Annotated in this window: 23 protein-coding genes; 12 read left to right on the top strand and 11 right to left on the bottom strand. The window is 68.4% G+C overall.

Features of this window, described 5'->3' with window-relative positions:
- The first annotated feature begins 4 nt into the window (after positions 1-4).
- Genes glcE through G3545_RS17950 form a run of 3 tightly spaced genes read left to right on the top strand, consistent with a single transcriptional unit; the run spans position 5 to position 3547 of the window.
- Positions 5-1216 (top strand): glycolate oxidase subunit GlcE, encoded by a 1212-nt coding sequence (gene glcE, locus G3545_RS17960; protein WP_170014637.1) that lies wholly within the window; start codon positions 5-7, stop codon positions 1214-1216.
- Positions 1217-1219: 3 nt separating this feature from the next.
- Positions 1220-2542: a glycolate oxidase subunit GlcF gene (glcF, locus tag G3545_RS17955; protein WP_170014636.1), complete on the top strand. Its 1323-nt coding sequence runs from the start codon at positions 1220-1222 to the stop codon at positions 2540-2542.
- 18 nt (positions 2543-2560) lie between these two features.
- Positions 2561-3547 (top strand): asparaginase, encoded by a 987-nt coding sequence (locus G3545_RS17950; RefSeq protein ID WP_170014635.1) that lies wholly within the window; start codon positions 2561-2563, stop codon positions 3545-3547.
- A 4-nt stretch (positions 3548-3551) separates the two neighbouring features.
- Here the strand turns inward: G3545_RS17950 and mbfA are convergent, their stop codons facing one another.
- The 10 genes from mbfA to rimP all read right to left on the bottom strand — a co-directional run bounded on the left by mbfA (position 3552) and on the right by rimP (position 16001).
- Positions 3552-4508: an iron exporter MbfA gene (gene mbfA, locus G3545_RS17945; protein ID WP_170014634.1), complete on the bottom strand. Its 957-nt coding sequence runs from the start codon at positions 4506-4508 to the stop codon at positions 3552-3554.
- Between the two features lie 285 nt (positions 4509-4793).
- Complete coding sequence (gene pnp / locus G3545_RS17940; protein ID WP_170014633.1) at positions 4794-6953, bottom strand: polyribonucleotide nucleotidyltransferase; 2160 nt, start codon at positions 6951-6953, stop codon at positions 4794-4796.
- A gap of 253 nt (positions 6954-7206) precedes the next feature.
- Positions 7207-7530, bottom strand: coding sequence for a 30S ribosomal protein S15 (rpsO, locus tag G3545_RS17935; RefSeq protein ID WP_246702464.1), 324 nt, complete (start codon positions 7528-7530; stop codon positions 7207-7209).
- 182 nt (positions 7531-7712) lie between these two features.
- Positions 7713-8681, bottom strand: coding sequence for a tRNA pseudouridine(55) synthase TruB (truB, locus tag G3545_RS17930; protein ID WP_170014631.1), 969 nt, complete (start codon positions 8679-8681; stop codon positions 7713-7715).
- Positions 8678-9115, bottom strand: a complete 438-nt coding sequence (rbfA, locus tag G3545_RS17925; RefSeq protein ID WP_170014630.1) for a 30S ribosome-binding factor RbfA — start codon at positions 9113-9115, stop codon at positions 8678-8680. The genes truB and rbfA overlap by 4 nt, the downstream gene beginning before the upstream one ends.
- Complete coding sequence (locus G3545_RS17920) at positions 9112-9714, bottom strand: YcxB family protein (protein ID WP_170014629.1); 603 nt, start codon at positions 9712-9714, stop codon at positions 9112-9114. The genes rbfA and G3545_RS17920 overlap by 4 nt, the downstream gene beginning before the upstream one ends.
- Before the next feature lie 248 nt (positions 9715-9962).
- Positions 9963-12854: a translation initiation factor IF-2 gene (gene infB, locus G3545_RS17915; RefSeq protein ID WP_170014628.1), complete on the bottom strand. Its 2892-nt coding sequence runs from the start codon at positions 12852-12854 to the stop codon at positions 9963-9965.
- Positions 12855-12919: 65 nt separating this feature from the next.
- Complete coding sequence (locus tag G3545_RS17910; RefSeq protein WP_170014627.1) at positions 12920-13576, bottom strand: RNA-binding protein; 657 nt, start codon at positions 13574-13576, stop codon at positions 12920-12922.
- Positions 13577-13593: 17 nt separating this feature from the next.
- A complete protein-coding gene (gene nusA, locus G3545_RS17905) occupies positions 13594-15204 on the bottom strand; it encodes a transcription termination factor NusA (RefSeq protein ID WP_170014626.1) in 1611 nt (536 codons plus the stop codon).
- Positions 15204-16001 carry a ribosome maturation factor RimP gene (gene rimP / locus G3545_RS17900; protein ID WP_170014625.1) on the bottom strand — a complete coding sequence of 266 codons (798 nt, stop codon included), beginning with the start codon at positions 15999-16001 and terminating at the stop codon, positions 15204-15206. Before rimP ends, nusA begins: the two co-directional genes overlap by 1 nt.
- Before the next feature lie 184 nt (positions 16002-16185).
- Here rimP and G3545_RS17895 point away from each other — a divergent pair, with 184 nt between their 5' ends.
- Both G3545_RS17895 and G3545_RS17890 read left to right on the top strand, forming a co-directional pair.
- Positions 16186-17073, top strand: a complete 888-nt coding sequence (locus G3545_RS17895) for a 4-(cytidine 5'-diphospho)-2-C-methyl-D-erythritol kinase (RefSeq protein ID WP_170014624.1) — start codon at positions 16186-16188, stop codon at positions 17071-17073.
- Between the two features lie 10 nt (positions 17074-17083).
- Positions 17084-17407 carry a YnfA family protein gene (locus G3545_RS17890; protein ID WP_170014623.1) on the top strand — a complete coding sequence of 108 codons (324 nt, stop codon included), beginning with the start codon at positions 17084-17086 and terminating at the stop codon, positions 17405-17407.
- Between the two features lie 151 nt (positions 17408-17558).
- Here G3545_RS17890 and G3545_RS17885 read toward each other — a convergent pair whose 3' ends face one another.
- Positions 17559-18569 carry a polyprenyl synthetase family protein gene (locus G3545_RS17885; protein ID WP_170014622.1) on the bottom strand — a complete coding sequence of 337 codons (1011 nt, stop codon included), beginning with the start codon at positions 18567-18569 and terminating at the stop codon, positions 17559-17561.
- A 195-nt stretch (positions 18570-18764) separates the two neighbouring features.
- On the opposite strand from G3545_RS17885, the gene G3545_RS17880 reads away from it, so the two are divergent.
- The 7 genes from G3545_RS17880 (at position 18765) to purD (ending at position 25595) form a co-directional block, all read left to right on the top strand.
- On the top strand, positions 18765-18986 hold the full coding sequence (locus G3545_RS17880) for a DUF2007 domain-containing protein (RefSeq protein WP_170014621.1): 222 nt from the start codon (positions 18765-18767) through the stop codon (positions 18984-18986).
- Between the two features lie 7 nt (positions 18987-18993).
- Positions 18994-19755, top strand: coding sequence for a methyltransferase (locus G3545_RS17875; protein WP_246702463.1), 762 nt, complete (start codon positions 18994-18996; stop codon positions 19753-19755).
- 98 nt (positions 19756-19853) lie between these two features.
- Positions 19854-20720: a S49 family peptidase gene (locus G3545_RS17870; protein ID WP_246702462.1), complete on the top strand. Its 867-nt coding sequence runs from the start codon at positions 19854-19856 to the stop codon at positions 20718-20720.
- 12 nt (positions 20721-20732) lie between these two features.
- A complete protein-coding gene (locus G3545_RS17865; RefSeq protein WP_170014619.1) occupies positions 20733-20930 on the top strand; it encodes a hypothetical protein in 198 nt (65 codons plus the stop codon).
- Positions 20931-21036: 106 nt separating this feature from the next.
- Entirely contained in the window at positions 21037-22242 is a 1206-nt protein-coding gene (locus G3545_RS17860; protein WP_170014618.1) for an efflux RND transporter periplasmic adaptor subunit, read from the top strand.
- Between the two features lie 11 nt (positions 22243-22253).
- Positions 22254-24245, top strand: a complete 1992-nt coding sequence (locus G3545_RS17855) for a MacB family efflux pump subunit (protein ID WP_170014617.1) — start codon at positions 22254-22256, stop codon at positions 24243-24245.
- Between the two features lie 84 nt (positions 24246-24329).
- Positions 24330-25595 carry a phosphoribosylamine--glycine ligase gene (purD, locus tag G3545_RS17850; RefSeq protein WP_170014616.1) on the top strand — a complete coding sequence of 422 codons (1266 nt, stop codon included), beginning with the start codon at positions 24330-24332 and terminating at the stop codon, positions 25593-25595.
- Positions 25596-25658 lie beyond the last annotated feature (63 nt).

Raw genomic sequence — 25658 nt, 5'->3', positions numbered from 1 at the left:
TTCCATGACTGATCGCCTGCGGCCGCGTGACGAGGCCGAACTTGTGGAAGTCGTGCGCTGGGCCGTCTCGGAAGGGCGCACGCTGGAGGTCGCCGGGGCCGGCTCGAAGCGCACGCTCGGCCGGCACATCCAGACCGACGCCACGCTCGATCTCTCCGCGCTCAGCGGCGTCACGCTCTATGAGCCGGAGGAACTGGTGCTCTCCGCCCGTGCCGGCACGCCGCTGATCGAGATCGAGGCGCAGCTCAAGGAGGCTAGGCAGATGCTGGCCTTCGAGCCGATGGATTTCGGTCCGCTGCTCGGCGGGCCGCGCGGTGCCGGCACGCTCGGCGGGCTGATGGCCTGCAACCTCGCCGGCCCGCGCCGTCCCAGCGCGGGCGCCGCCCGCGACCATGCGCTCGGCCTGCGCGCGGTCTCGGGGCGCGGCGAGGCGTTCAAGGCCGGCGGGCGGGTGGTGAAGAACGTCACCGGCTATGATCTGCCGCGCGGCCTCTCCGGCTCCTACGGCACGCTCGCCGCCTATACCGAGCTGACCATCAAGGTGCTGCCGCGGCCGGAGACGGCGCAGACATTGCTCATCCTCGGCCTCGACGATGCCACCGCGGCCAAGGCGATGAGTGCGGCGGTCGGTTCCTATTACGACGTCTCCGGAGCCGCGCACCTGCCGGCCGATATCGCCGCGCGAGTGCCGGCGGTGGCAGCCGTCGGGCGGGCGGTCACCGCGCTGCGGCTCGAGGGCGTGCCGCCGTCGATCCGGCACCGGCGGGCGAAGCTGGAAGCGCTGCTCGGTCCGTTTGGCGCCTTGAGTGCGCTGGAGGCGGAGACATCGGAGTTGTTCTGGATGGCGGTGCGGGATGTGCTGCCGTTCGCGGATGGTGTGACCAAGCCCGTGTGGCGCGTCTCGACCGCGCCGATGCAGGGTGCCGCGATCGGGGCGGCGGCACGCAATGTCGGCGGCACGGCCTTCTATGATTGGGCCGGCGGCCTGGTCTGGATCGAGCTGCCGGACGCCGAGCCGCGTGCCGAGCTGATCCGCGCGGCCGTGAGGGCGTCGGGGGGCCACGCCACCTTGATCCGCGCCAGCGCCGACCGCCGCGCCGCCACCGAGGTGTTCCAGCCGCTCGATCCCATCACCGGCGCGCTGGTGCGCCGGATGAAGGAGAGCTTCGATCCGAGCCGGGTGCTGAACCCGGGTCGCATGTATGCGGGGATGTGAGCCATGCAGACCAATTTCACCCTCGCCCAGCTCGCCGATCCGAACGTCGCCGATGCCGACCAGATCCTGCGGGCCTGCGTGCATTGCGGCTTCTGCACCGCCACTTGCCCGACCTATGTGCTGCTCGGCGACGAGCTGGATTCGCCACGCGGGCGCATCTACCTCATCAAGGACATGCTGGAGAATGATCGCCCGGCGACGCAGGAAGTGGTGAAGCACATCGATCGCTGCCTCTCCTGCCTGTCGTGCATGACGACTTGTCCGTCGGGGGTGCACTACATGCACCTGGTCGACCACGCCCGCGACCATATCGAGACGACCTATCGCCGCCCGCTCGCTGACCGGCTGATGCGTGGGCTGCTGGCGAATGTGCTGCCGCATCGGGGCCGCTTCCGCCTCGCTCTGGCGGGAGCGATGCTGGCGCGGCCCTTCGCCGGCCTGTTCGAGGGCGTGGCCGCCTTGAAGCCGCTCGCCACCATGCTGAAGCTCGCCCCGGCGCGCCCCGTGACCCGCTCGGCGGGCGAGGGCGTGCGTCGCTTCGCGCCAATCGGCCAGCGCCGCGCCCGCGTCGCCATGCTGGACGGCTGCGCCCAGCCGGTGCTGCGCCCGCAAATCGACGAAGCCGCCATCCGGCTGCTCACCCGCATGGGTGTCGAGGTGCTGCGTCCGCAAGGCGCAGGGTGCTGCGGCTCGCTTACCCATCACATGGGCAAGGAAGACCACGCGCTCGCCAATGCCCGCGCCAATGTCGACGCCTGGTCACGCGAGATCGAGGGTGAGGGGCTGGACGCGATCATCATCACCACCTCCGGCTGCGGCACCACGATCAAGGATTACGGCCATATGCTGCGGCTCGACCCGGCCTATGCCGAGCGCGCCGCCCGGGTCTCGGCGCTGGCGAAGGACATCAGCGAGTTCCTGGTCGAGCGCGGCCTGCCGGCGCCGGTGATCGCGAGCGGGCGCCGTGTCGCCTATCACGCCGCCTGCTCGCTGCAGCATGGCCAGAAGGTGCGCACCGCGCCGAAGGCCTTGTTGAACGCGGCCGGCTTCACCGTGCTGGAGCCGGCGGAAGGGCATTTGTGCTGCGGCTCGGCCGGCACCTACAACATCCTCCAGCCGGAGATCGCCGGGAAACTGCGCGAGCGCAAGGTGGCGAACATCGAGCGTACCGCGCCCGAGATCATCGCCACCGGCAATATCGGCTGCATCACCCAGATCGGCGGCGGAACGGCTATTCCCATCCTGCATACCGTCGAATTGCTGGATTGGGCGACGGGTGGGCCGAAGCCGGATATTGTGCCGGAAGCCAGCCCGCTCGCCGCCTGATCCACTGGAACTCCTGCAATGCCGCTTCCTCGCCTGCTCGTATTGTCGCTCGGCGGCACCATCACCATGACCGGGAGCGGGCCGGGCGGCATCCAGCCGAAGCTCGGCGCCGCCGATCTCGTCGCCACCGTACCGGCGCTGGCCGGCATCGCCGAGATCGAGGCACGCTCTCCCTTTCGGGTGGGTAGTTCGTCGCTGAGCATCGAGAATGTCGCGACCGTTGCGGGCGAAATCCGTGCGGGATTCAATGAGGGGTTTGACGCCGCCATCGTCATCCAGGGCACCGACACCATCGAGGAGACGGCGTTCGCGCTCGATTTGCTGGTCGATGATGAGCGCCCGGTGGTGGTGATCGGCGCCATGCGCGGGGCCGAGGCGCCGGGTGCCGACGGGCCGGCCAATCTCTACGCCGCCGCGCTCGTCGCCACGAGCGCTGAGGCGCGAGGGCTCGGCACGCTGGTGGTGCTGAACGACGAGATCCACGCCGCCCGCTTCGTGCGCAAGGCGCACACCGCGCTGACCTCGACCTTCGTCTCGCCCTTCCTCGGCCCGCTCGGGCTGGTGGTGGAAGGTCGCGCGCGGTTCCTCGTGCGGGTGGCGCCGACGCCGAAGCTCGCGCTTCCCGCGGACGCCGCATTGCCGCCGGTCGCGCTCTTGAAGTTCGCCATGGGCGATGATGGCCGCCTCGCCCGCGCTTTGCCTGCTCTCGGTTTCAAGGGCGCGGTGCTGGAAGGCATGGGCGCCGGCCATGTGCCGGGCACCGTTGCCGAACTCGCCGGCGAACTGGCGGCGGCGATGCCGGTGGTACTGGCGAGCCGTACTCTTGGCGGACCGGTCTTCACCCGGACCTATGGCTATCCCGGCTCGGAGATCGACCTCGTCAGTCGCGGGCTCATCCCCGCCGGCTTCCTGCAAGGCCCGAAGGCGCGATTGCTGCTGACCTTCGCCCTTGCCGCGGGGCTTGATAGCGCGGGCGTCGGGCAGGCGTTCGCGCCCTACCAATAGGGGCTTACGAACTGCCGATGAAGATGCCGGTGAACAGCACCAGCAGGCCGCCCAACACCACCTGCACGATGGCCGAGGTGAACGGCGTCTCCATGTAGCGCCAGCGCACATAGGCGATGGCGGCGAGCTCGAAGGCGACCACCACGCCGGCGACCGCCGTCGCCGTCCAGAAATGCGGGATCAGATAGGGCAGCGTGTGGCCGAGCCCGCCCACCGCCGTCATGACGCCGCAGGCGATGCCGCGCGGCCACGGGCTGCCGCGGCCGGTGATCTCGCCGTCGTCGGACAGCGCCTCGGTAAGTCCCATGCTGATGCCGGCGCCGAGCGAAGCGGCGAGGCCGACCAGGAAGGCGGCCCAGCTGTTCTGCGTGGCGAAGGCGGCGGCGAAGATCGGCGCCAGCGTCGAGATCGAGCCGTCGATCAGGCCGGCGAGCCCCGGCTGCACGATCTGCAGGACGAAGAGGCGATGCGCCGTGGCGTCCTCGTCCCGCTTCACCTCGCCGGTGATGATCTGCTGGCCAAGCTGGGCCGCAAGGTCCTCATGCTTCTTCTCCACCTCGGCGAGGTCGGCGAGCAGCTTGCGGACATCGGTGTCATGGGCGCGTTCGGCGGCCTTGGCGTAGAAGCTCGCCGCCTCCAGTTCCATGAACTCGGCTTGCCGCCGCACGGCGTCGATGCGCAGCGTGTCGAGCAGCCAGATCGGATTGCGCTTGAAGAAGCCCTTCACGTCCTGCCGTGTGATGTAGGGCAATTCGGTGCCGAACTTCCTCGTATAGAGGTCGAACAGGCTGTGGCGATGGCCGTGCTCTTCCTCCGCCATGCGCTCGAACAGCGCCGCCGAGGCGGGATAGTCGGCCCTCAACCGGCCGGCGAACTGCAGATAGATGCGGGCGTCCTCCTCCTCATTGGAGATGGCGAGGGCGAGGACTTCCGCTTCGGTGAGGTCGGCAAGGCGCTTCATTAGCGAGGCTCACGGCATTCAGATTAGAATTATTCTAATCATGAGTGTCGGGGCCTGTCGAGCCGCCTTTCGGCGGAAGCGGTATGCGAAAGAGCGTCGCCCCGCTTGAGCATCCTTCGAGGCCCGGCTTCGCCGGGCACCTCAGGATGAGGTTCATCTGAAAACCACCTCATCCTGAGGTGCGAGCGCAGCGAGCCTCGAAGGATGTTCACGCAAAATGTCGACCAAAACGAAACGGGGCGCCCGAAGGCGCCCCGCTCGTTCAATCCGTAGCTGCGATGCCGATTACTCGGCGGCGCCGGCCTCGGTGGCTTCCGCCGACTTGGTCTTGGCCTCGAGGTCCTCGCCGGTTTCCTGGTCGACGACCTTCATCGACAGGCGGGTCTTGCCGCGCTCGTCGAAGCCGAGCAGCTTCACCTTCACCTTGTCGCCTTCCTTGACGACGTCGGAGGTCTTGCCCACGCGCTCCTTGGTGAGCTGCGAAATGTGGACCAGGCCATCCTTGGCGCCGAAGAAGTTCACGAAGGCGCCGAAATCGACCACCTTCACGACGGTGCCGTCATAGATCTGGCCGATCTCCGGCTCGGAGGCGATCGACTTGATCCAGTTCAGTGCCGCCTTGATCGACTCGCCCGAAGCCGAGGCCACCTTCACGGTGCCGTCGTCCTCGATATTGATCTTGGCGCCGGTCTTCTCGACGATCTCGCGGATCACCTTGCCGCCCGACCCGATGACTTCGCGGATCTTGTCGACCGGGATCTGGATCACCTCGATGCGCGGGGCATGCTCGCCGAGCTCGGCGCGGGCGCCGGACAGCGCCTTGCTCATCTCGCCGAGGATGTGCAAGCGGCCGTCCTTCGCCTGGGTGAGGGCGACCTTCATGATCTCTTCGGTGATGCCGGCGATCTTGATGTCCATCTGCAGCGCGGTGACGCCCTTGTCGGTGCCCGCAACCTTGAAGTCCATGTCGCCGAGATGATCCTCGTCGCCGAGGATGTCGGAGAGCACCGCGAACTTCTCACCCTCGAGGATGAGGCCCATTGCGATGCCCGCCACCGGGCGGCGCAGCGGCACGCCGGCATCCATCAGCGCCAGCGAGGTGCCGCAGACCGTCGCCATGGAGGAGGAGCCGTTCGACTCCAGGATCTCCGAGACCGCGCGCAGCGTGTAGGGGAACTCGTGCTGCGGCGGCAGCACCGGGCGAAGGGCGCGCCAGGCGAGCTTGCCGTGGCCGATTTCGCGGCGGCCGGGCGAGCCCATGCGGCCGGTCTCGCCGACCGAGAAGGGCGGGAAGTTGTAGTGCAGCAGGAAGCGCTCCTTGTAGGTGCCTTCCAGGCTGTCGATGAACTGCTCGTCCTCGCCGGTGCCGAGAGTGGCGACCACCAGGGCCTGCGTCTCGCCGCGAGTGAACAGCGCCGAGCCGTGGGTGCGCGGCAGCACGCCGGCTTCCGCCACGATCGGGCGGACGGTCTTGGTGTCGCGGCCGTCGATGCGGATCCCATCGTCGAGGATGGTCCAGCGTACGATCTTGGCTTCGAGTTCCTTCAGCACCTCGGACAGGGTCTGCCCGTCCGGCACATCCTTGCCCTCGGCGGCGAGCGCAGCGTAGTGCTCCTTGGCCTTGGCCTTGGCGGCGCCGACGGCGTCGTAGCGATCCTGCTTGCGGGCGATCTTGTAGGCGGCGCGCAGATCGGCCTCGATCAGGCCGCGCAGCTCGGTCTCCAGCGCCGAATGATCCGGCGCCTGGAAGTCGCGAGGCTCCTTGGCGGCCTTCTCGGCGAGACGGATGATGGCGTCGATCACCGGCTGGAAGTGGCGGTGGCCGAACATCACCGAGCCGAGCATGACCTCCTCGGGGAGTTCCTTGGCTTCGGATTCGACCATCAGCACGGCGTCGGCGGTGCCGGCGACCACGAGTTCCAGCGACGAATCCTTCAACTCGTCGACGGTCGGGTTCAGCACATACTCATTGTCGATGAAGCCGACCCGGGCGGCGCCGACCGGGCCCATGAAGGGCACGCCGGAGAGCGTGAGCGCGGCGGAGGCGGCGACCATGGAGACGATGTCGGGGTCGTTCTCGAGGTCGTGCGAGAGGACGGTGATGACGACCTGGGTGTCGTTCTTGTACCCATCCGGGAACAGCGGGCGGATCGGGCGGTCGATCAGGCGGGAGACCAGCGTCTCCTTCTCCGACGGCCGGCCTTCGCGCTTGAAATAGCCGCCGGGAATGCGCCCCGCAGCATAGGCCTTTTCCTGGTAATTGACGGTGAGCGGGAAGAAGTCCTGGCCCGCCTTCGGCGCCTTGGCCGAAACCACGGTGGCGAGCACGGTGGTGTCGCCGTATTTCGCGAGCACGGCGCCATCCGCCTGGCGCGCCATCTTGCCGGTCTCGAGGGTGAGCGTGCGCCCGCCCCAGTCGAGTTCCTCGCGGTGAATGTCGAACATGTCTGTCTCTGGCTTTCCGAAGCGGAGGCCATGGGCAAGACGGCGAGAGGCTGCATGGTCCGGGGCGTTCCGGGTGTCAGCCTCCGGCGATCCTGCCATGGCCGCCGCTTCTAATCGGACGCGGCGAGCCCCATGCCCGCCGCTCGTATGGTCTTCGCGCACCGGACCATCCGATGCGCGTATCAGGTGGGCCTCAGGCCCATGCAATACGGGCGGGCGGAGGCTTTTGCCCCCGGCCCGCCCGGTAATATGATCAGCGGCGGATGCCCAGCCGCCCGATCAGGCTCTTGTAGCGCGCTTCCTCGGTCTTCTTGAGATAGTCGAGGAGACCGCGGCGCGCGGAAACCATCTTGAGCAGGCCACGGCGCGAATGGTTGTCCTTGGCGTGGCCCTTGAAGTGCTCGGTCAGGTTGGAAATGCGCTCGGTGAGGATCGCAACCTGGACTTCGGCGGAGCCGGTATCGCCCGGCTTGGTAGCATACTCGGTGATGAGCGCCTGCTTGCGCTCGGCAGTGATCGACATCGGGCATCCTTTCTGGTTCAGGGTCTCAGATGAGCGAACGCCCGTTAGGGCCACGTTCGCCCCCGCGCTTCGGCCGGGCCGGGATGTCGTCCAGCACGGTCGAAATAGCTAAGGGTCGCGCGGACGGCAGGTCCGCAACGCGCGGGCAACATACACGAAAACGCCAGTATGGCTAGCGGCGTGTATGCAATGCGATTCTAACCCCCTCTCCCCAACGGGAGAGGGAAATGAAGAATTCACCCCACCGCCCCCGAATGGAAGATGCGGCGCGGATGAACTTCGCCGCCTTCCCCTTCGCCGAGCGCCACCAGCCGGCCCGACGCCATCACCGCGACGAAGCCCTCGATGATCGGCGCGTCGCGCCCGCGCAGGATGATGCTCTGTCCGCGGGCGAGCCGCGCGGCGTCGGCCGGGCTGACACGCAAGGCGGGCAGCGTCTCCAGGCCGATGCCGACCGGACGCAGCGCCTCCATCGGCGCGGCGTCGCCATTGGCCTCGGAGGTGGCGCGCAGTGCATCGAGCGGCACCAGCAACGTCTCCTCGAAGGTGCCGACGCAGGTGCGGCGCAGCGCCGAGATATGGCCGCGCGAGCCGAGAACCCGGCCGAGGTCGCGGGCGATGGAACGCACATAGGTGCCCTTGCCGCATTCCGCCTCGAACACCGCATGGTCGTCGTCCGGCATCGCCACGAGCTCAAGCCGATGGACGATGACAGTGCGCGGCGCGAGCTCGACGACGATACCCTCGCGGGCAAGGTCATAGGCGCGCTCGCCATTGATCTTCAGCGCCGAATAGGCCGGCGGCGTCTGCTGGATCTCGCCGCGGAAGGCACCGAGCGCATCGAGGATCGCCTCGCGCGTCGGGCGCACCTCGGAGGTCGCGACCGGCTTGCCCTCGGCGTCGTCGGTATCGGTCTCGACGCCGAAGCGCACGGTGAAGCGGTAGACCTTGCGGCTGTCCATCACGAACGGCACGGTCTTGGTCGCCTCGCCGAGCGCGATCGGCAGGCAGCCGGAGGCGAGCGGATCGAGCGTGCCGGCATGGCCGGCCTTCTTGGCCGAGAACAGCCATTTCACCGCCCCGACCGCCTGGGTCGAGGTCATGCCGACCGGCTTGTCGAGCAGCACCCAGCCATCGATGTCGCGCTTCGGGCGGCGCTTCTTCTCGGGCGGGCGGGCCTCGATCGCCTCAGCAGGCGCATTCATTCGTCGTCTCCGTCGTTCTTGTCGTCGAGATTGTTCTTGTCGTCGAGGTCGCGGGCAACGTCCGGCGAGCGCAGCAGCGCATCGATGCGCGCCCCCTCGTCGAACGAAGTGTCGAGGCGGAAACGAAGTTCCGGAATGAATTTCAGCTCGAGGCGACGGCCGACCTCGCCGCGCAGCGGCTTGGCATTGGCTTCCAAGGCCGCGACCACCTTTTTCTCGTCCTTGCCACCAAGCGGCATGACGTAACAGGTCGCGATCTTGAGATCCGGGCTCATCCGCACTTCGGGTACGGTGATGAGCGTCTTGCCGAGCGCCGGGTCCGCGTGGTCGCCCCGCGCCAGCACCTCGGCCAGCGCATGGCGCACCAGCTCGCCGACGCGCAACTGGCGCTGCGAGGGACCGGTGGCGGCAGCGGTGTGGGAACCGCGTTTCATGTCGAATATCCTTTCTTATTATCGTTCCCGGGCACCCGCGCCAGCGGCGTGGGCGCCCGCGCTTCCCGCGCCGCTTCATCGGCGACGACGGAGAAGCGCAGCATCTCGTCGTAATTGGCGAAGGCGCGAAGCGGCACGATGATCGCCTGCGTTGGTGCGGTCATCAGGAAGACGTGCTCATCGCCGCGCACCACGGAGCGGATCGCATCCCAGCCATGAGCGCGATGGCCGGCGTCGTCGCTGATGCGCACGCCGGCCGAATTGGCGAGGAGGCGGGTTTCGCCGGGCGACACGCTGGCGAGCCGCACGGCGCGCGCCAGCGCAAGCTTGCGGAACAGCGTCATCAGGATCGCGAGCACGATTACTGCGCTCGCGGTCACGCCGTAGCGCGTCCATTCATTCGCCAGGCCCAGTGCAGCGCCGCCCGCGGTGTCCTTTGCCATATCGATGAGTACGGCGACAGCCACCAGCGGCGCGAGGTAGAGCAGCTTGCGAATGCCGCTCAGCGTGTGCGCACAGGTCTGGAAGGCGCCGATGTCGGCGCGCTCCAGGCTGTAGCGCAGATCATAGCTGCCGCCGGCGGCGGTGTTCGAAGGCATCGGACCTAAACCGTTGCTGCACCCCGCCGGTTGCCCGGCGTGGCGGATGATGTTGTCCGAGCGGAAGAGTCATCACCGAGCCCGCCGGGATACCGGCGGGCTTCAGGGTCATCCCGACAAACGTGGCGTCAGAAGAACGGCTGCACGTCGGCACTGGATGTCGCGTCGCGCGGGCTCGGACCGCGCGGGCGCGTCACATTCCTGATGGCGCGAGAATCGCGCGCCATCCCGTCGGAAGAGGCTTCAACTCACAGCGTACGCTGCACCACCTCGACGCGGTAGCACTCGATCACGTCGCCGGCGCGCATGTCCTGGTAGTTCTCGAAGGACATGCCGCACTCCTGGCCGGCCTGCACCACGTTCACCGCATCCTTGAAGCGGTTCAGCGTGGCGAGCTTGCCTTCGTGGATCACGACGTTGTCGCGGATCAGGCGGACATGCTGGCCGCGCTCCACCGTACCGTCGGTGACGCGGCAGCCGGCGACCTTGCCGACCTTCGACACGGCGAAGATCTCGAGGATCACCGCGTTGCCCAGCATGGTCTCGCGCTTCACCGGGGCGAGCAGGCCGCCCATCGCCAGCTTCACGTCATCCACGAGGTCGTAGATGATGTTGTAGTAGCGGATCTCGATGCCGGCGCGCTCGGCCGCCTCGCGGGCTTCCTTGTTGGCGCGGACATTGAAGGCGATGATCGCCGCGCCCGCCGTCTCGGCAAGCGTGATGTCGCTCTCGTTCACGCCGCCGGCGCCGGAATGGATGATCCGGGCCTGCACCTCGTCGGTGCCGAGCTTCTCCAGCGAGGAGATGATCGCTTCCACCGAACCCGACACGTCGCCCTTGATGATGAGCGGGAATTCCTTCCGCCCGGCCGTCTTGGCCTGGCTCATCATCTGCTCCAGCGAGCCGCGGACGGTGGCGGAACGGGCCGCCGCCTTCTCGCGCTTCTGGCGCTGGCGATAGTCGGTGACCTCGCGGGCGCGGGCTTCGCTCTCGACCACCGCAAGACGGTCGCCCGCCTCCGGCGTGCCGTTGAAGCCGAGCACCTCGACCGGGAAGGACGGGCCGGCGGATTCCACCGGCGCGCCGGTGTCGGAGATCAGCGCGCGGACACGGCCCCATTCGGCGCCGGCCACCACGATGTCGCCGCCATGCAGCGTGCCGCGCTGCACCAGCACGGTCGCCACCGGACCACGGCCGCGGTCGAGCTTGGCCTCGATCACGGTGCCTTCGGCGTCGCGATCCGGGTTGGCCTTCAGGTCGAGCACTTCCGACTGCAGGCTGATGAGTTCCAGCAGCTTGTCGAGATTGGTGTGCGCCTTGGCGGAGACCTCGACTTCGAGGGTCTCGCCGCCGAGGCTTTCCACCTGCACTTCGTACTGCAGCAGCTCGGTGCGCACGCGCTCGGGCTTCGCGTCCGGCTTGTCGATCTTGTTGATGGCGACGATCAGCGGCACCTTCGCCGCGCGGGCGTGGTTGATGGCCTCGACGGTCTGCGGCATCACGCCGTCGTCCGCCGCCACCACCAGCACCACGATGTCCGTCACCTTCGCGCCGCGGGCGCGCATCGCGGTGAACGCGGCGTGGCCGGGCGTGTCGATGAAGGTGATCTTGCCGCCGAGCGGCGAGGTGACCTGATAGGCGCCGATGTGCTGGGTGATGCCGCCGGCCTCGCCGGAGACGACATTCGCCTTGCGGATGGCGTCGAGCAGCGAGGTCTTGCCGTGGTCGACATGGCCCATGATGGTCACGACCGGCGGGCGCGATTCCAGCGTCTCCGGCGCGTCGGGGGTGTCGAACAGGCCCTCTTCGACGTCGGATTCGGCAACGCGGCGCACGCTGTGGCCGAGTTCCTCGGCGATCAGCTGGGCGGTGTCGGCGTCGATCACGTCGGTGATCTTCACCATCTGGCCCTGGCGCATCAGCAGGCGGATGACGTCGACCGCGCGCTCCGCCATGCGGTTGGCGAGTTCCTGGATCGAGATCGTCTCTGGGACGATGACCTCGCGGGCGATCTTTTCCTTTACCTCGGCCTGCCGATGGCCGCTCATGCGCTGGTTGCGGCGACGGTACGAGGCGAGCGAGCGCTGGCGCTCGTCGTCACCGGACAGCGCGGTGACGAGCGTCAGGCGGCCGCGATTCTTCTCCGCGCCGACGGCCGGACGGGTCGGCTTCGGCGGGGGAGCGGGACGCGCCGGAGCGCCACCGGGCCCGCGACGAACGGGACGGCGTTCCTCCTCCTCGGATTCCATGGACGCTGCGCTGCGCGGCGTGGCGACCCGCGGTGCGCCGACGACGGCCGGCGCATTGCCGGGAGCCGGCTGCGGCGCACGGGCTGCCGGGGCACCCGGCGCGGCGGCAGCGGCCGCCGGCTGCTGCGGGGCATCGTCGCCGAAGCGCTTGCGCGCCTCCTGCTCGGACTTGCGCTTGGCCTCTTCCTCGAAGGCGCGGCGGGCTTCTTCCTCGCGCTTGCGAGCCTCGGCGGCCTCGCGCTCGATCTTTTCGCGGGCTTCGCGCTCGGCGCGGCGGCGGGCTTCCTCTTCCGCGATGCGGCGTTCCTCAGCCTCGCGGACGCGGGCATCCTGGAGCGCGGCGGTGCGGGCGCGGGCCTCTTCCTCGGTCAGCGAACGCAGCACGACGCCGCCGGGGCGCGAGCCGGAGGGAGCCGGGCGCGGGCCGGAGATGTTGGCCCCGGGCGATTGCACGGTGCGGTTCGGCGGCGGGGCCGGGGCGCGCGCAGGTGCGGCCGCTGCCGAAGGAGCGGCAGCAGCACGCGTCGGCTGGGCCGAGGGCACAGCGGCGGGGCGCGCGGCCTGGGCAGCAGCGGGGCGCGTGGCCTGGGATGTGGCGGCCTGGGATGCCGTGGCCTGGGGCGCGGCGGCGGGAGCGCTCGGCGCACTCGCGACCGGCGGCCTGGGCTTGTCGCCCGCGCTCACGCCAGTAGGCACACCTGTCCCGGCGCCCGGACCGATTTCCCGGCGCTTTACTTTCTCCACCACGACGGACTTGGACCGCCCATGGCTGAAGCTCTGGCGGACGACGCCCTGCTCAACAGGCCGCTTGAGCGTGAGGGTCTTGCCACCCTGGCCGACCCCTTGACCAACGCCCATCGTCTTCTCGCCTGGATTCTTCGTATCGGTCATTCGGTATCCGTTCCTGAGCATCCGCGCCTCATGCGGGGATGCATCAACCCTGCGCGCCAGCTTGCTTATCCGGCCCGCCAGCGCTCGAGCCTTCTGGTGCGCGAGACAAAGCCCGCGCTCGTTCCGTGCGCGAGCAGCGCAGCATGTACCACATTTGCCCGGCCAAGCGCCAAGTCCAATTGCGCTCCGTCGAGACACCGCACGCGTGTGATTTCGCGGCCCGTGTCCGCGCCGACACGGCGCGCCAGGGAGTCGAGCTTCGACACCCCGTCGGCCTTGGCATCGGCTGCGTGCAGCAGCACGGAAACCTCGCCCCCCTGGAGGGCTTCCGTCACTTTCATATTGCCCGCCACCAGCTTGCCCGCCTTGTTGGCGAGCGCGAGAGCAGCGAGCGCGTCCTTCTCCAGCAGGCCTTCCACCAGATCGGGAAGACCCGCATCCGGCGCCTTGGCCTTGCCCTTGAAGGCACGGCCAAAGGCCTTCTTCTTGATTGCGTCGGTAACGGCGGACCGGGTCGCGGTGACCCAGGCGCCGCGGCCCGGCAATCTGGCGGCGAGGTCCGGCACCAGCGTGCCGTCCGGCGCCACCACGAAGCGCAGCAATTCGTCGACCGGCTTCACGTCCCGCGTGGCGATGCACAGGCGCGTGACGACGCCGCGGCCGGTGCCGGGTCCGGCATCGGTCTCGTCATCCATCATCGCCTCGTCGCGCACCGCCAGCATGCCGGTCGTCGTCTCCTTTAGCCCTGTTGCTCGGCTTCGTCGCCGAGCGTCTCCTCGCCGGCCGGGCCGGCAAGGTCTTCCTCGGTGATCCAGCCGGCCTTGACGCGGGCCCGCATGACCAGCGCTTCGGCCTCCTCGCGGGAAAGCCCGAAGCCTTCCAGCGCACCGGCGATGCGGATGGTCTCGCCATCCTTGCGCTCGGTCCAGCCGATGAGGTCATCGGTGGCGCAGCCCGCGAGGTCCTCGATCGTCTTGATGTCGTTCTCGCCGAACGCGACCAGCATCGGCGAGGTGACGCCCTCGACCTCGCGAAGTTCGTCCTCGACGCCCAGCGCGCGGCGGCGCTCGTCATAATCCGCTTCGATCCGGGCAAGATAGTTCTGCGCCCGGTTCTGCAGCTCCTGCGCGGTATCTTCGTCGAAGCCTTCGATGCTCGACAGCTCGTTGAGCGGCACATAGGCCAGCTCTTCGACGGTGGCGAAGCCTTCGGAGGCCAGCAACTGGCCCATCATCTCGTCGAGGTCGAGGGCCTCGGCGAACATCTTGGTACGCTCGGCGAATTCCTTCTGCCGCCGCTCGCTCTCTTCCGCCTCGGTCATGATGTCGATGTCCCAGCCGGTAAGCTGGGAGGCGAGGCGCACATTCTGGCCGCGGCGGCCGATGGCGAGAGACAATTGGGCATCCGGGACCACGACTTCAATACGCTCGCGGTCCTCGTCGAGCACCACCTTCACGACTTCCGCCGGGGCCAGCGCATTGACGATGAAGGTTGCAACGTCCGGCGACCACGGGATGATGTCGATCTTCTCGCCCTGCAGCTCGTTCACCACAGCCTGCACGCGCGAGCCGCGCATGCCGACGCAGGCGCCGACCGGATCGACCGAGGAATCGCGCGAGACCACGGCGATCTTGGCGCGCGAGCCGGGGTCGCGGGCGACCGCGCGGATCTCGACGATGCCGTCATAGATTTCCGGCACTTCCTGCGCGAACAGCTTCGCCATGAACTGCGGATGGGTGCGCGACAGGAAGATCTGCGGGCCGCGCGGCTCGCGGCGCACGTCATAGACATAGGCGCGGATACGGTCGCCGGTCTTGAAGATTTCGCGCGGCAGCAGCTCGTCACGGCGCAGCGAGCCTTCGCCGCGGCCGAGATCGACGACGACGTTGCCGTATTCGACGCGCTTCACCGCGCCGTTCACGATCTCGCCGATGCGGTCCTTGTACTCGTCATACTGACGGTCACGCTCGGCCTCGCGCACCTTCTGCACGATGACCTGCTTGGCCGACTGCGCAGCGATGCGGCCGAAATCGAACGGCGGCAGCGTGTCGGCGATGGAATCGCCGATCTGCGCGGCCGGGTTCAGCCGGCGGGCGCCGGGCAGATCGATCTCGATGGCGGAATTCTCGACCTGCTCGACTACCAGCAGATGGCGCGCGAGACGCAGTTCGCCGGTGCGCGGATTGATTTCCGCATGGATGTCGGTCTCGGCGCCATAGCGAGAGCGCGCCGCTTTCGCGATCGCGTCTTCCATGGCGGCGATGACGATGCCCCGGTCAATCGACTTCTCACGGGCGACCGCATCGGCGATCTGGAGCAGTTCGAGCCGGTTTGCGCTGACGACAGCCATCAGTGCGTCTCCTTCGCGGTGGATTTCCGGCCAGGTTTGCCGGGCGGATTCTTGGTGGGCGAATTCTTGTTTGCGTGCTTGGCGACGGGCTTGCCGGCCCACGGACTCTTCGCGTCCTTCTTCACCGGCATCTTCTTCGGCGGCAGGATGCGGACGGCGATTTCCTCGCCCGCTTCCTCGGTGCCGCTTTCGTCGTCGCTATCGTCCTCGTCGTCGCCTTCGCGCAGCGCCTTGTCGCGCCGCAATGCTTCGCGGATCAGCGCATCGGTCATGACGAGACGCGCTTCGCCGATATCGGCGATCGGCAGCCGGAAGGTGTCGGGCGCATCGGCCGGCGCGTCCGAGATGCGCACGATGGCGTGGCCGTCCTCGGCGCCGAGCAGCAGGCCGCGGAAGCGCTTGCGGCCATCGAACGGTATCGCCATCTCGATTTTCACCTCGTGGCCGGACCAGCGCAGGAAGTCGCTGAACCGCATCAAGGGCCGGTCGATGCCGGGCGAGGACATTTCGAGATGGTAGGCGCCGGAGATCGGATCCTCGACATCGAGCACCGGGGAGATGGCGCGGCTCGACGCCTCGCACTCGTCGATGCCGAAGCTGCCGTCCGGCCGCTCGGCCATGATCTGCAAGGTGATGCCGTCGCGGCCCGAAAGACGCACCCGCACCAGCCGGAAGCCGAGGCCGTTCAACACCGGCTCGACAATGGCGGCGACACGCGCCGCCGGGCCCGCCTCGGTGATGAGGCGCGGCTCGTCCAGAGTGGCATCTATGGTTGCGGCGACGTTGGTCTCGGTCATGGTCCCCGTTCGGCAGAAGCGGCCGAATGCAAAAAGAGCGGGCCCCGGCGTCGGAACCCACTCTCAATTCGACCTTTTCAGATCGCTATGAGATATGAAGGATGCGTGGCTTATATAGCGAAATCGCTGTTTCGCGCAAGCCGTGATACTTGCGGCGCCGCGGCATGGATCGCATAAGCGCGTGATGTCGCTCTCCCTCCCGCTTTCCGTCGGTGCCGCAGCACTCCATGAGCGCGCACCCGCCAAGGTGAATCTCAGCCTCCGCGTGCTCGGCCGGCGCGCCGACGGCTATCATGAACTCGTCAGCCTCGTCGCCTTTGCCGGTACCGGCGACCGGCTGTCGCTCGAGCCGGGTCCATTGGGCCTGACGGTGGGTGGGCCGAACGCGGCGGAGGCCGGTGCGGAGGCGGACAATCTCGTGCTGCGCGCCGCGACCGCGCTGGCCGCGAAGGTGCCGGGGCTGGCGAGCGGGCATTTCCATCTGGTGAAGCATTTGCCGGTAGCGGCCGGGCTTGGCGGCGGCTCGGCGGATGCGGCGGCGGCGCTGCGGCTGCTGGCGCGGCTGAACGGACTCGCTGCCGACGATCCGCGGCTGCGCGAAGCGGCGCTGGAAACCGGTTCGGACATTCCCGCCTGCCTCAATGGCACCGCCTGCCTGATGACCGGGCGCGGCGAGGGCGTCGCTCCGGTGACGCTGCCGCGGTTCGGCATGGTGCTGGTCAATCCGCGCGTGCCGGTCTCCACTGCCGCGGTGTTCCGGCTGCTGGCGCTGCAGCCCGGTGAGGTGCGCGCCTCGGTGCCGGGCCCGCCGCCGGCAGATCGCGGCGAACTGCTGGCCTTTCTCCAGGGCGAGCCCAACGACCTCGAACCGCCCGCCCACCGTCTTGCCCCGGTATTGGCGGACGTGGCGGGTGCGCTGGAGGCGACACCCGGCCATCGCCTCGTCCGCATGTCCGGCTCGGGCGCCACCATGTTCGCGCTCTATGATGATTGCCGCGCCGCGGCCCGCGCCGCCAGGCTGGTGAAGGCGACGTATCCCGTATGGTGGGTGAAGCCGACCGTACTGGGATGAGCATTCACCGATGACCACGCCGCTCGCTTTCGTGCTCGCCGCTTTTGCCGAGATCGCCGGCTGCTTCGCCTTCTGGGCGGTGGTGCGCAACGGCGCCTCCGCACTCTGGCTGGCGCCGGGCGTGGCGAGCCTCATCGCCTTCGCCTGGCTGCTCACCTTCGTCGATGCGCAAGCCGCCGGCCGCGCCTTCGCCGCCTATGGCGGGGTCTATGTCGCGGCGTCGCTCGCCTGGCTGTGGGCGGTGGAAGGCTTCCGGCCGGACCGCTGGGACCTGATCGGTGGGGTGATCTGCGTTGTGGGTGCAGCCGTCGTGGTGTTCGGGCCGCGCGGGTAGACACTCCAATTGGCCGTCATCCCGAACAATCAGCCGTCATCCCGGACGCGCCGCAGGCGCGAGCCGGGATCGCGTGCAGAATAAGGTGCGCACTTTCGTCACGCGATCCCGGCTCTGCGGCTTCGCCTTCGGCCGGGATGACAGCGAAGTGCTACCGCGCCCGCGCCACGCAGAAATCTACCACGTCGAGCAGTGCGCTCTTCGCCGGCCCGTCGGGGAACAGGCCGAGCGCGTCCTTGGCGATGGCGCCGTAATGCCGGGCGCGGTCGACGGTGTCGGTCAACGCCCTGTGCCGGGCGAGCAATTCCATGGCGTGCTCCAGATCGCCGTCGGTGATCTCGCCCTCCTCGAGACAGCGCTTCCAGAAGGTGCGCTCCTCGTCGCCGCCGCGGCGGAACGCCAGCACGATCGGCAGCGTGATCTTGCCCTCGCGGAAATCGTCGCCGACATTCTTGCCGAGCTTGGCGCGCGAGCCACCATAATCCAGCGCATCGTCGACCAGCTGGAAGGCGATGCCGAGATTCATGCCATAGCTGCGGCAGGCGGCCTGCTCGGCCTTGCTCAACCCGCCGATCACCGGCCCGACCTCGGAGGCGGCGCCGAACAGCTCGGCGGTCTTGCCGCGGATCACGGCGAGATATTCGTCCTCGGTGGTCGCGGTGTTCTTGGCCGCGGCGAGCTGGGCGACCTCGCCCTCGGCGATCACCACGGCGGCGGTGGAGAGGATGTCGAGAGCACGCATGCTGCCCACCTCGACCATCATGCGGAATGCCTGGCCGAGCAGGAAGTCGCCGACCAGCACGCTCGCCTCGTTGCCCCACAGCATGCGGGCGGCGAGCTTGCCGCGGCGCATCTCGCTGTCGTCGACCACGTCGTCATGCAGCAGCGTCGCGGTGTGCATGAACTCGACCGCGGCGGCGAGCTTCACGTCGCCATCGCCCTGATAGGCGGCGAGCTCGGCGGTGGCGAGGGTGAGCATCGGGCGCAGCCGCTTGCCGCCGGAGGAAATCAGATGATTCGCCACCTCCGGGATCATCGTCACCTCCGAGCCGGTGCGCGACAGGATCAGCGCATTGACGCGTTCCATGTCGGCGCGGACGAGCTCGATGATGCCCTCCAGCGAGGGTTCGGCGATGGGATCGAAGGGCAGGACGACGGCCACGGGGATTTCCTCGACATATTGGCGAGGCGCGTGCCCGGGGGCAGTACGCCTGCGGGCGCACCATAAGGAGGAGTGCGCACGCACATCAAGGGGGGCGGGCCGGCGGCGGGATGCTCAGGCGGTTGCGGAGCGAAGTTGCTGCGCCACTGTGGCTTTATCCTCGCGCCCGGTGCTTGTGCGTGACATGATGCACGCATGCGTGAACTGCTGCGCACCAATGACCTCGTCCTGATCTCCGCGGTGGAGGCGCTGCTGAAGGCCGCGCGCATTCCCCATTATGTCGCGGACGGCCATATGAGCGCGCTCGAAGGCTCGATCGGCCTGCTGCCGCGACGGCTCATGGTGGAGGAGGATTATCTGCGCCGCGCCCGCGACCTGCTCGCCGAGGCGGGCCTCGGCCACGTGCTGGCGGACTGACACCTCCTTGACCGGCGAAACTCCCGATATCACCGACGACGCCGTGCTCGGCGGGCGGCTGCGCCTGCTGCAGCCGGCCAAGGGCCACCGTGTCGGCCATGATGCGCTGCTGCTGGCCGCCAGCGTGCCGGTGGAGGCGCGCCACGCGATCGATCTCGGCGCCGGCGTCGGCTCCGCCGGCCTTGCGCTGGCGGCACGGGTACCGGAAGCGCGGGTCGTGCTGGTGGAGATCGACCCGGCCATTGCCGCGTTGGCGCGTCAGAACGCCGCCCGGCAGCAGCCGGACCTCAGTGGGCGCATCGAGGTGGTGACAGCGGATGTGGCATTGCTCGGCCGTGCCTCGGGGCCGGCCGCGCCTGCGATGGGCAGCGCCGATACGGTGCTGATGAACCCGCCCTTCAATGATCCCGCCCGCCACCGGGTCTCGCCGTACGAGCGGCGGGCGCGCGCCCATATGGGTGCCGATGCCGTGCTGGAGGAATGGGTGCGCGCCGCCGATCGCTTGCTGGGTGCCGCCGGCCGGCTCTGCCTGATCCATCGGCCGGAAGCGCTGGAGGCGGTGCTGGCCGCTCTCAAGGGCCGCTTCGGCGCGGCGGCGATCCGCCCGGTGCATCCCTTGCCCGATGCGCCGGCGATCCGCATCCTCATCACCGCGCTGAAGGGTCGCCGCACCCCGCCGAGCCTGTTGCCCGGCTTGGTGCTGGCCGACGCATCGGGCCGCCCGAGCGAGGCGGCGGAGCGGGTATTGCGCGGCGGGGAGGGGATTTAGCCCTTCGGCCGCTCCGGAATGATGAAAACAGGCGCCGGTGCTTGAGGATGGTCCCGCGCCGGCCTATTTCTGCTTGTATGTCCGAACCTTCCCTCCTCATGAAGCTTCGCCGCAGCGTCGAGCCGCTGCTTCCCGTCCGCATGCGCGCCGGCACCGCCATCGTTCCGGTGGTGCGGCTGCACGGCGCCATCGGCATGGCGACGCCGTTCCGGCCCGGCATCACCTTCGCCAATGTGGCGAAGACGCTGGACCGCGCCTTCGCGGTGAAGGGCGCCAAGGCGGTGGCGCTGGTGATCAATTCGCCCGGCGGCTCGCCGGTGCAGTCCCATCTCGTCTACAAGCGCATCCGCCTGCTGGCCGAGGAGAAGAAGCTCCCGGTCATCGCCTTTGTCGAGGATGTCGCGGCTTCCGGCGGCTACATGCTGGCCTGCGCGGCCGACGAGATCGTGGCCGATCCGTTCTCGATCATCGGCTCGATCGGCGTGGTCAGCGCCGGTTTCGGCTTCGACAAGGCGATCGAGAAGCTCGGCATCGACCGGCGCGTCTACACCGCCGGCGAGCGCAAGGTGATCCTCGATCCGTTCCAGCCCGAAAAGCCCGACGACATCAAGAAGCTGAAGACGCTGCAGCGCGAGATCCATGCGCGTTTCGTCGATCTGGTGAAGGAACGGCGTGGTTCGGTGCTGGTCGGTCCCGAGAAAGCCGTGTTCTCCGGCGAATTCTGGGCGGCCGGGCAGGCGCTGGAATACGGACTGATCGACGCCACGGGCGAACTTCGGACGCATCTGAAGGCACGCTATGGCGACAAGGTCGTCACTCCGCTGGTCGCGTCCGGCGGCGGCCTGTTTGGCCGGCGCACGCCGGGCGTCATGGGCCTCGACCCGGTCGGGTTGGGGGCCGGCGCCGCTGACGGGCTGGTCGCCGCCGCCGAGGAACGTGCCTTGTGGAGCCGCTACGGACTTTAGGGATCGGAGAAAATGCCGCCTTTCATCATCGTCGCCATCGGGGCCATCGGCGCCGCTGCCCTGGCGAGGCTGCTCTCGCGGGAATCCCGCCGCATCAATGCAGAGCTTGACGAAGCCCGCCGCGGCACCGGCACGGTAGAGCAACGCAGCGGACAACAGACCCTGAGGCGCGATCCGGCGACGGGTGAATACCGCCCCGGCGGCTCCTGAAATCTCGCGCTGAACTCTCGGAATCTTACCGCGAATTCATTTGGTTCGCCTGTTATTCCAGTCTAACCAACTCATTACGCGGGATTGTGCGCGAAGGGCTGGGGTCATGCTGCAACGGGCTGAAGGCGGTTGGGACGAGACGACGGCGCTGCGTCCACGCCGGCGGCGCTGGCCCTATGCGCTGCTGCTCGCCGCCCTCGCCGCGGGCGCTGGCTTCTATGTCTACCAGCGCGCCGAGCGGGCGCCGTCGACGCCCGCATTCGAGACCGCGGCGGTGGAACTCGGCGACATCGAGACCAGCGTCACCGCCATCGCCAACATGCAGCCGAAGACCTATGTCGATGTCGGCACCCAGGTCTCCGGCCAGCTGCGCACCATCAAGCCGGATGTCGGCGACCTGGTGAAGAAGGATGACCTGCTCGCCGAGATCGACCCCACCGTCTACCAGACCCGCGTTGCCGGCGATCGCGCCAGCCTCGACAATCTGCGCGCCCAACTGGCGCAGGCGCAGGCGCAACTCACTCTCGACAAGCTGCGTAACGACCGCGCCCAGCAGCTCCTCAAGAACCAGACCGGCAGCAAGGATGCAGCGGATGCAGCGGATGCCACCGAGCGGATCAGCGAAGCCAAGATCGATGCCCTGAAGGCGCAGATCGCGCAGACCCAGGCGACGCTCGACGGCGACGTCGCCAATCTTGGCTACACCAAGATCTATGCGCCGATGGACGGTACCGTGGTCTCGATCACCGCCCGCGAAGGCCAGACGCTGAACGCCAACCAGAGCGCGCCCATCGTACTGCGCATTGCCGACCTCGAGACCATGACCGTGACCGCGCAGGTCGCGGAAGGCGATATTCCGAGGATCAAGGTCGGCACCCAGGCCTATTTCTCGACGCTCGGCCTGCCGGACCGGCGCTGGGATGGCACGGTGCGCCAGATCGAGCCGACGCCGACCATCGTCAACGACGTGGTGCTCTACAACGTCCTGATCGACGTGCCGAACGACGACCTGACGCTGATGACCAACATGACGGCGCAGGTGTTCTTCCGGCTCGGCGAGGCCAAGAGCGTGATGCTGGTGCCGACGCCGGCGCTACGGCCCGGCCGCAATGGCGGGCACACCGTGCGCGTCGTTACCGAGACCGGCGCGGTCGAGCCGCGGCGGGTGCGTACCGGCCTCTCCAACCGCTCGATGACGCAGGTGCTCGACGGCCTCAAGGTCGGCGACCGCGTCATCACCGGCAATGGCCCGGCCGGCGGCGAGGGTGGCCGCCCGCAGGGCCGCCCGCCCATGATGCCGCGCCTCGGCTGAGCGGCGACGCCATGAGCGAGATCGCACTCCGCAACGAGACCGCCGCGACAGGCGCCCCCAGCCTGCGCCCGATCGTCGAGCTGGAGGATGTCAGCCGCATCTATCCAAACGGCGAGACCGTGGTGCGCGCGCTCGACCGGGTGACGCTGTCGATCATGCCGGGCGAGTTCATCGCCATTGTCGGCCAGTCCGGCTCCGGCAAGTCGACGTTGATGAACATCGTTGGCTGCCTCGACCGGCCGACGTCCGGCCGCTACCGCGTCGGCGGCACCGATGTCGCGGATCTCGATTCCGACCAGCTTGCCGCATTGCGCTGCTCGACCTTCGGCTTCGTGTTCCAGCGCTATAATCTGCTGCCGACGCTGACCGCCGCCGAGAATGTCGAGATCCCCGCAATCTATGCCGGCGCCAGCAAGGATGATCGCTCGACCCGGGCGCATCGCCTGCTGGCCCGGCTAGGCCTCGGCGATCGCACCGAGCACCGGCCCGGCCAGCTCTCCGGCGGCCAGCAGCAGCGGGTTTCCATCGCCCGCGCGCTGATGAACGCCGCCCCGGTCATCCTCGCCGACGAGCCGACCGGCGCGCTCGACAGCCACAGCGGCGAGGAAGTGCTGGCGCTGCTCACCGAGCTGAACGCCGAAGGCCACACCGTCATCCTCATCACCCACGACGCCGATGTCGCCGCCCATGCACGGCGCATCGTGCGCTTCCAGGACGGGCGCATCGTCGAGGATGAGCGGCGCGTCCCCGAGCCGCCGCGCGCCAGCCTGAAGGCGGTCGGCGGCCTCGGGCGGGGCGGCCTCGCGCGCTTCCTGCCCGATCTCGCCGAGGCGGTGAAGATGGCGTTCTCCTCGATGCACGCCAACATCTTCCGCACTGCGCTGACATTGCTCGGCATCGTCATCGGCGTCGCTTCGGTCATCACCATGCTGGCGGTGGGCGATGGCGGCAAGGCGCAGGTGCTGGAGCGCATCTCGCAAATCGGCACCAACCTGCTGATCGTGCGCCCCGGCGCCGCCGGCATCCGCACCAGCGGCGACAATGCCACGCTGCTGCCGGAGGATTCCGACGCGCTCGCGGTTATTCCCGGCATCGCCGCCATCGCGCCGGAGCGCAGCGGGCGCTACACGCTGCGCTTCGGATCGGAGGATTATTTCACCTCGGTCACCGGCACCGCCGCCGACTATCTCGAATCGCGGGATTGGCCGCTGGCGAGCGGCGTGATGTTCACTGCCGACGATGTAAAGGCCTATGCCCCCGTGGTGGTGCTGGGCCAGACCGTGGTGCGCAACCTGTTCGGCGAAGGCGCCAACCCGGTCGGCAAATATATCCTCATCAAGAACGTGCCCTATGAGGTGATCGGCATTTTGTCCGGCAAGGGCGCCAACGCCTTCGGTCAGGACCAGGACGACACCGCGCTGATCCCGCTCTCCACCGGCTTCATGCGGGTGTTCGGCCGCCGCTTCCTCAACTCGCTGACCGTGAAGGTCGAGAACGCCGACGACATCCCGGCCATCGAGGCCAAGATCACCCGCATCATCGCGGACCGCCACCAGGCCGAGGATTTCCAGGTGCGCAACACCGCGCAGTTCCTCGAGACCGCGGTGGCGACGCAGAACACGCTGACCATCGTGCTCGGCTGCGTCGCCGCGATCTCGCTGCTGGTCGCCGGCATCGGGGTGATGAACATCATGCTGGTGAGCGTCACCGAGCGAACCCGGGAGATCGGCATCCGCATGGCCACCGGCGCGCGCGTCGCCAACATCATGCTGCAGTTCAACACCGAGGCGCTGGTGGTGTGCGGCGTCGGCGGCGCGGTCGGTGTCGCGCTCGGCCTCGGCGCGGCGCTGGGTTTGCAGGCGCTCGGCGTCAATGTGCTGCTCTCGCTGCTGCCGCCGCTGCTCGCCTTTGCCTGCGCCTTCCTCACCGGGCTGATCTTCGGCTACCTGCCGGCCCGCAAGGCCGCGGGTCTCGATCCGGTGGTGGCGCTGGCCTACGAGTAGGACAGGCCTCGCCAGGTCATCGCCCCCTTGCCCCATCCGTCCCGACCCGTTAGGCGAAAGGCGGGGATTGGGGAGACTTCGCCCATGAAGGTACTTTTGCTCGGTTCGGGCGGCCGCGAGCACGCGCTCGCCTGGAAGCTGGCGCAGAGCCCGCGGCTGACCACGCTGTTCGCGCTCCCCGGCAATCCCGGCATCGCCAGATATGCGCGCTGTCTTGAGGGCATCCCGCTCACCGATCACGATGCCATCGTCACCGTCTGCGGCGCCGAAGATATTGACCTTGTCGTGGTCGGCCCCGAGGCGCCCTTGGTCGACGGCATTGCCGACCGGCTGACCGCCGAGGGCATTCCGGTGTTCGGGCCGAAGCAGGTCGCCGCCCAGCTGGAGGGCTCCAAGCTCTTCACCAAGGAGCTGTGCAAGGCGCACAATATCCCCACCGCCGCATTCGGCCGCTTTGCCGAGCCGGCCGGTGCCCGTGCCTTCATCGAGGCGCAGGGCGCACCCATCGTGCTGAAGGCCGACGGACTGATGGCCGGTAAGGGCGTCATCGTCGCCATGACGCTGGATGAGGCGCTGGCCGCGGTGGACGAGGTGTTCGCCATGGGCGTGCCCGGCACCGAGATCCTGATCGAGGAATTCCTGGAAGGCGAGGAGGTCAGCTTCTTCTGCCTGGTCGATGGCGAGACCGTGCTGCCGTTCGGCTCGGCGCAGGACCACAAGCGCGCCTTCGACGGCGACCAGGGGCCGAACACCGGCGGCATGGGCGCCTATTCGCCGGCGCCGGTCTTCACTCCCGAGATCGAGCGCCGCACCCTCGCCGAGATCGTGAAGCCCACTGCCCGCGCCTTGGCCGATGCCGAGGCGGAGTTCCGCGGCGTGCTGTTCGCCGGGCTGATGATCACCTCGGCCGGCCCCAAGCTGATCGAATACAATGTCCGCTTCGGCGATCCGGAATGCCAGGTGCTGCTGCGCCGGCTCGACGGTGACCTGCTGGCGCTGCTGGAGGCCACCGCGAACGGCCGCCTCGCCGGCCATGATGTCACCTTCCGCGACGATGCGGCGCTTGCCATCGTCATGGCGACGCGCGGCTATCCCGGCGACTACGGCAAGGGTTCGGTCATTGCCGGCCTCGACGAGGCCGACGCGGTGGAAGGCGTCACCGTCTTCCACGCCGGCACCCGACTGATCGGAGACCGGCTGACGGCGCATGGTGGGCGGGTGCTGAACATCACCGCGCTCGGCACCGACGTGCGCGAGGCCCGCGCGCGGGCCTATGAGGCGGTGTCGCTGATCGACTGGCCGGAGGGCTTCTGCCGCACCGATATCGCCTGGCGGGCGCTGAAGCTCTGAAGCTCTGAAGCTCTGAATCTTCCGCAACGGCAGCAATGCCGCGGAATTTAAGGCGAGTTTACC

The sequence above is a fragment of the Starkeya sp. ORNL1 genome, from assembly GCF_012971745.1.
GTDB lineage: Bacteria > Pseudomonadota > Alphaproteobacteria > Rhizobiales > Xanthobacteraceae > Ancylobacter.
Note: the sequence above shows the minus strand (reverse complement) of the source record. Positions and strands in the feature narration are given on the sequence as shown.

Excerpts from the sequence above, each read along its gene's own strand:
- G3545_RS17910 (WP_170014627.1), bottom strand. The coding sequence starts at position 13,576 with ATGCTGGCGGTGCGCGACGAGGCGATGATGGATGACGAGACCGATGCC.
- G3545_RS17860 (WP_170014618.1), top strand. The coding sequence starts at position 21,037 with ATGCTGCAACGGGCTGAAGGCGGTTGGGACGAGACGACGGCGCTGCGT.
- G3545_RS17920 (WP_170014629.1), bottom strand. The coding sequence starts at position 9,714 with ATGCCTTCGAACACCGCCGCCGGCGGCAGCTATGATCTGCGCTACAGC.
- G3545_RS17865 (WP_170014619.1), top strand. The coding sequence starts at position 20,733 with ATGCCGCCTTTCATCATCGTCGCCATCGGGGCCATCGGCGCCGCTGCC.
- truB (WP_170014631.1), bottom strand. The coding sequence starts at position 8,681 with ATGAATGCGCCTGCTGAGGCGATCGAGGCCCGCCCGCCCGAGAAGAAG.
- glcE (WP_170014637.1), top strand. The coding sequence starts at position 5 with ATGACTGATCGCCTGCGGCCGCGTGACGAGGCCGAACTTGTGGAAGTC.
- rbfA (WP_170014630.1), bottom strand. The coding sequence starts at position 9,115 with ATGAAACGCGGTTCCCACACCGCTGCCGCCACCGGTCCCTCGCAGCGC.
- glcF (WP_170014636.1), top strand. The coding sequence starts at position 1,220 with ATGCAGACCAATTTCACCCTCGCCCAGCTCGCCGATCCGAACGTCGCC.
- G3545_RS17890 (WP_170014623.1), top strand. The coding sequence starts at position 17,084 with ATGACCACGCCGCTCGCTTTCGTGCTCGCCGCTTTTGCCGAGATCGCC.
- pnp (WP_170014633.1), bottom strand. The coding sequence starts at position 6,953 with ATGTTCGACATTCACCGCGAGGAACTCGACTGGGGCGGGCGCACGCTC.
- infB (WP_170014628.1), bottom strand. The coding sequence starts at position 12,854 with ATGACCGATACGAAGAATCCAGGCGAGAAGACGATGGGCGTTGGTCAA.
- purD (WP_170014616.1), top strand. The coding sequence starts at position 24,330 with ATGAAGGTACTTTTGCTCGGTTCGGGCGGCCGCGAGCACGCGCTCGCC.
- G3545_RS17950 (WP_170014635.1), top strand. The coding sequence starts at position 2,561 with ATGCCGCTTCCTCGCCTGCTCGTATTGTCGCTCGGCGGCACCATCACC.
- nusA (WP_170014626.1), bottom strand. The coding sequence starts at position 15,204 with ATGGCTGTCGTCAGCGCAAACCGGCTCGAACTGCTCCAGATCGCCGAT.
- G3545_RS17870 (WP_246702462.1), top strand. The coding sequence starts at position 19,854 with ATGAAGCTTCGCCGCAGCGTCGAGCCGCTGCTTCCCGTCCGCATGCGC.
- G3545_RS17880 (WP_170014621.1), top strand. The coding sequence starts at position 18,765 with ATGCGTGAACTGCTGCGCACCAATGACCTCGTCCTGATCTCCGCGGTG.
- mbfA (WP_170014634.1), bottom strand. The coding sequence starts at position 4,508 with ATGAAGCGCCTTGCCGACCTCACCGAAGCGGAAGTCCTCGCCCTCGCC.
- G3545_RS17855 (WP_170014617.1), top strand. The coding sequence starts at position 22,254 with ATGAGCGAGATCGCACTCCGCAACGAGACCGCCGCGACAGGCGCCCCC.
- rimP (WP_170014625.1), bottom strand. The coding sequence starts at position 16,001 with ATGACCGAGACCAACGTCGCCGCAACCATAGATGCCACTCTGGACGAG.
- G3545_RS17895 (WP_170014624.1), top strand. The coding sequence starts at position 16,186 with ATGTCGCTCTCCCTCCCGCTTTCCGTCGGTGCCGCAGCACTCCATGAG.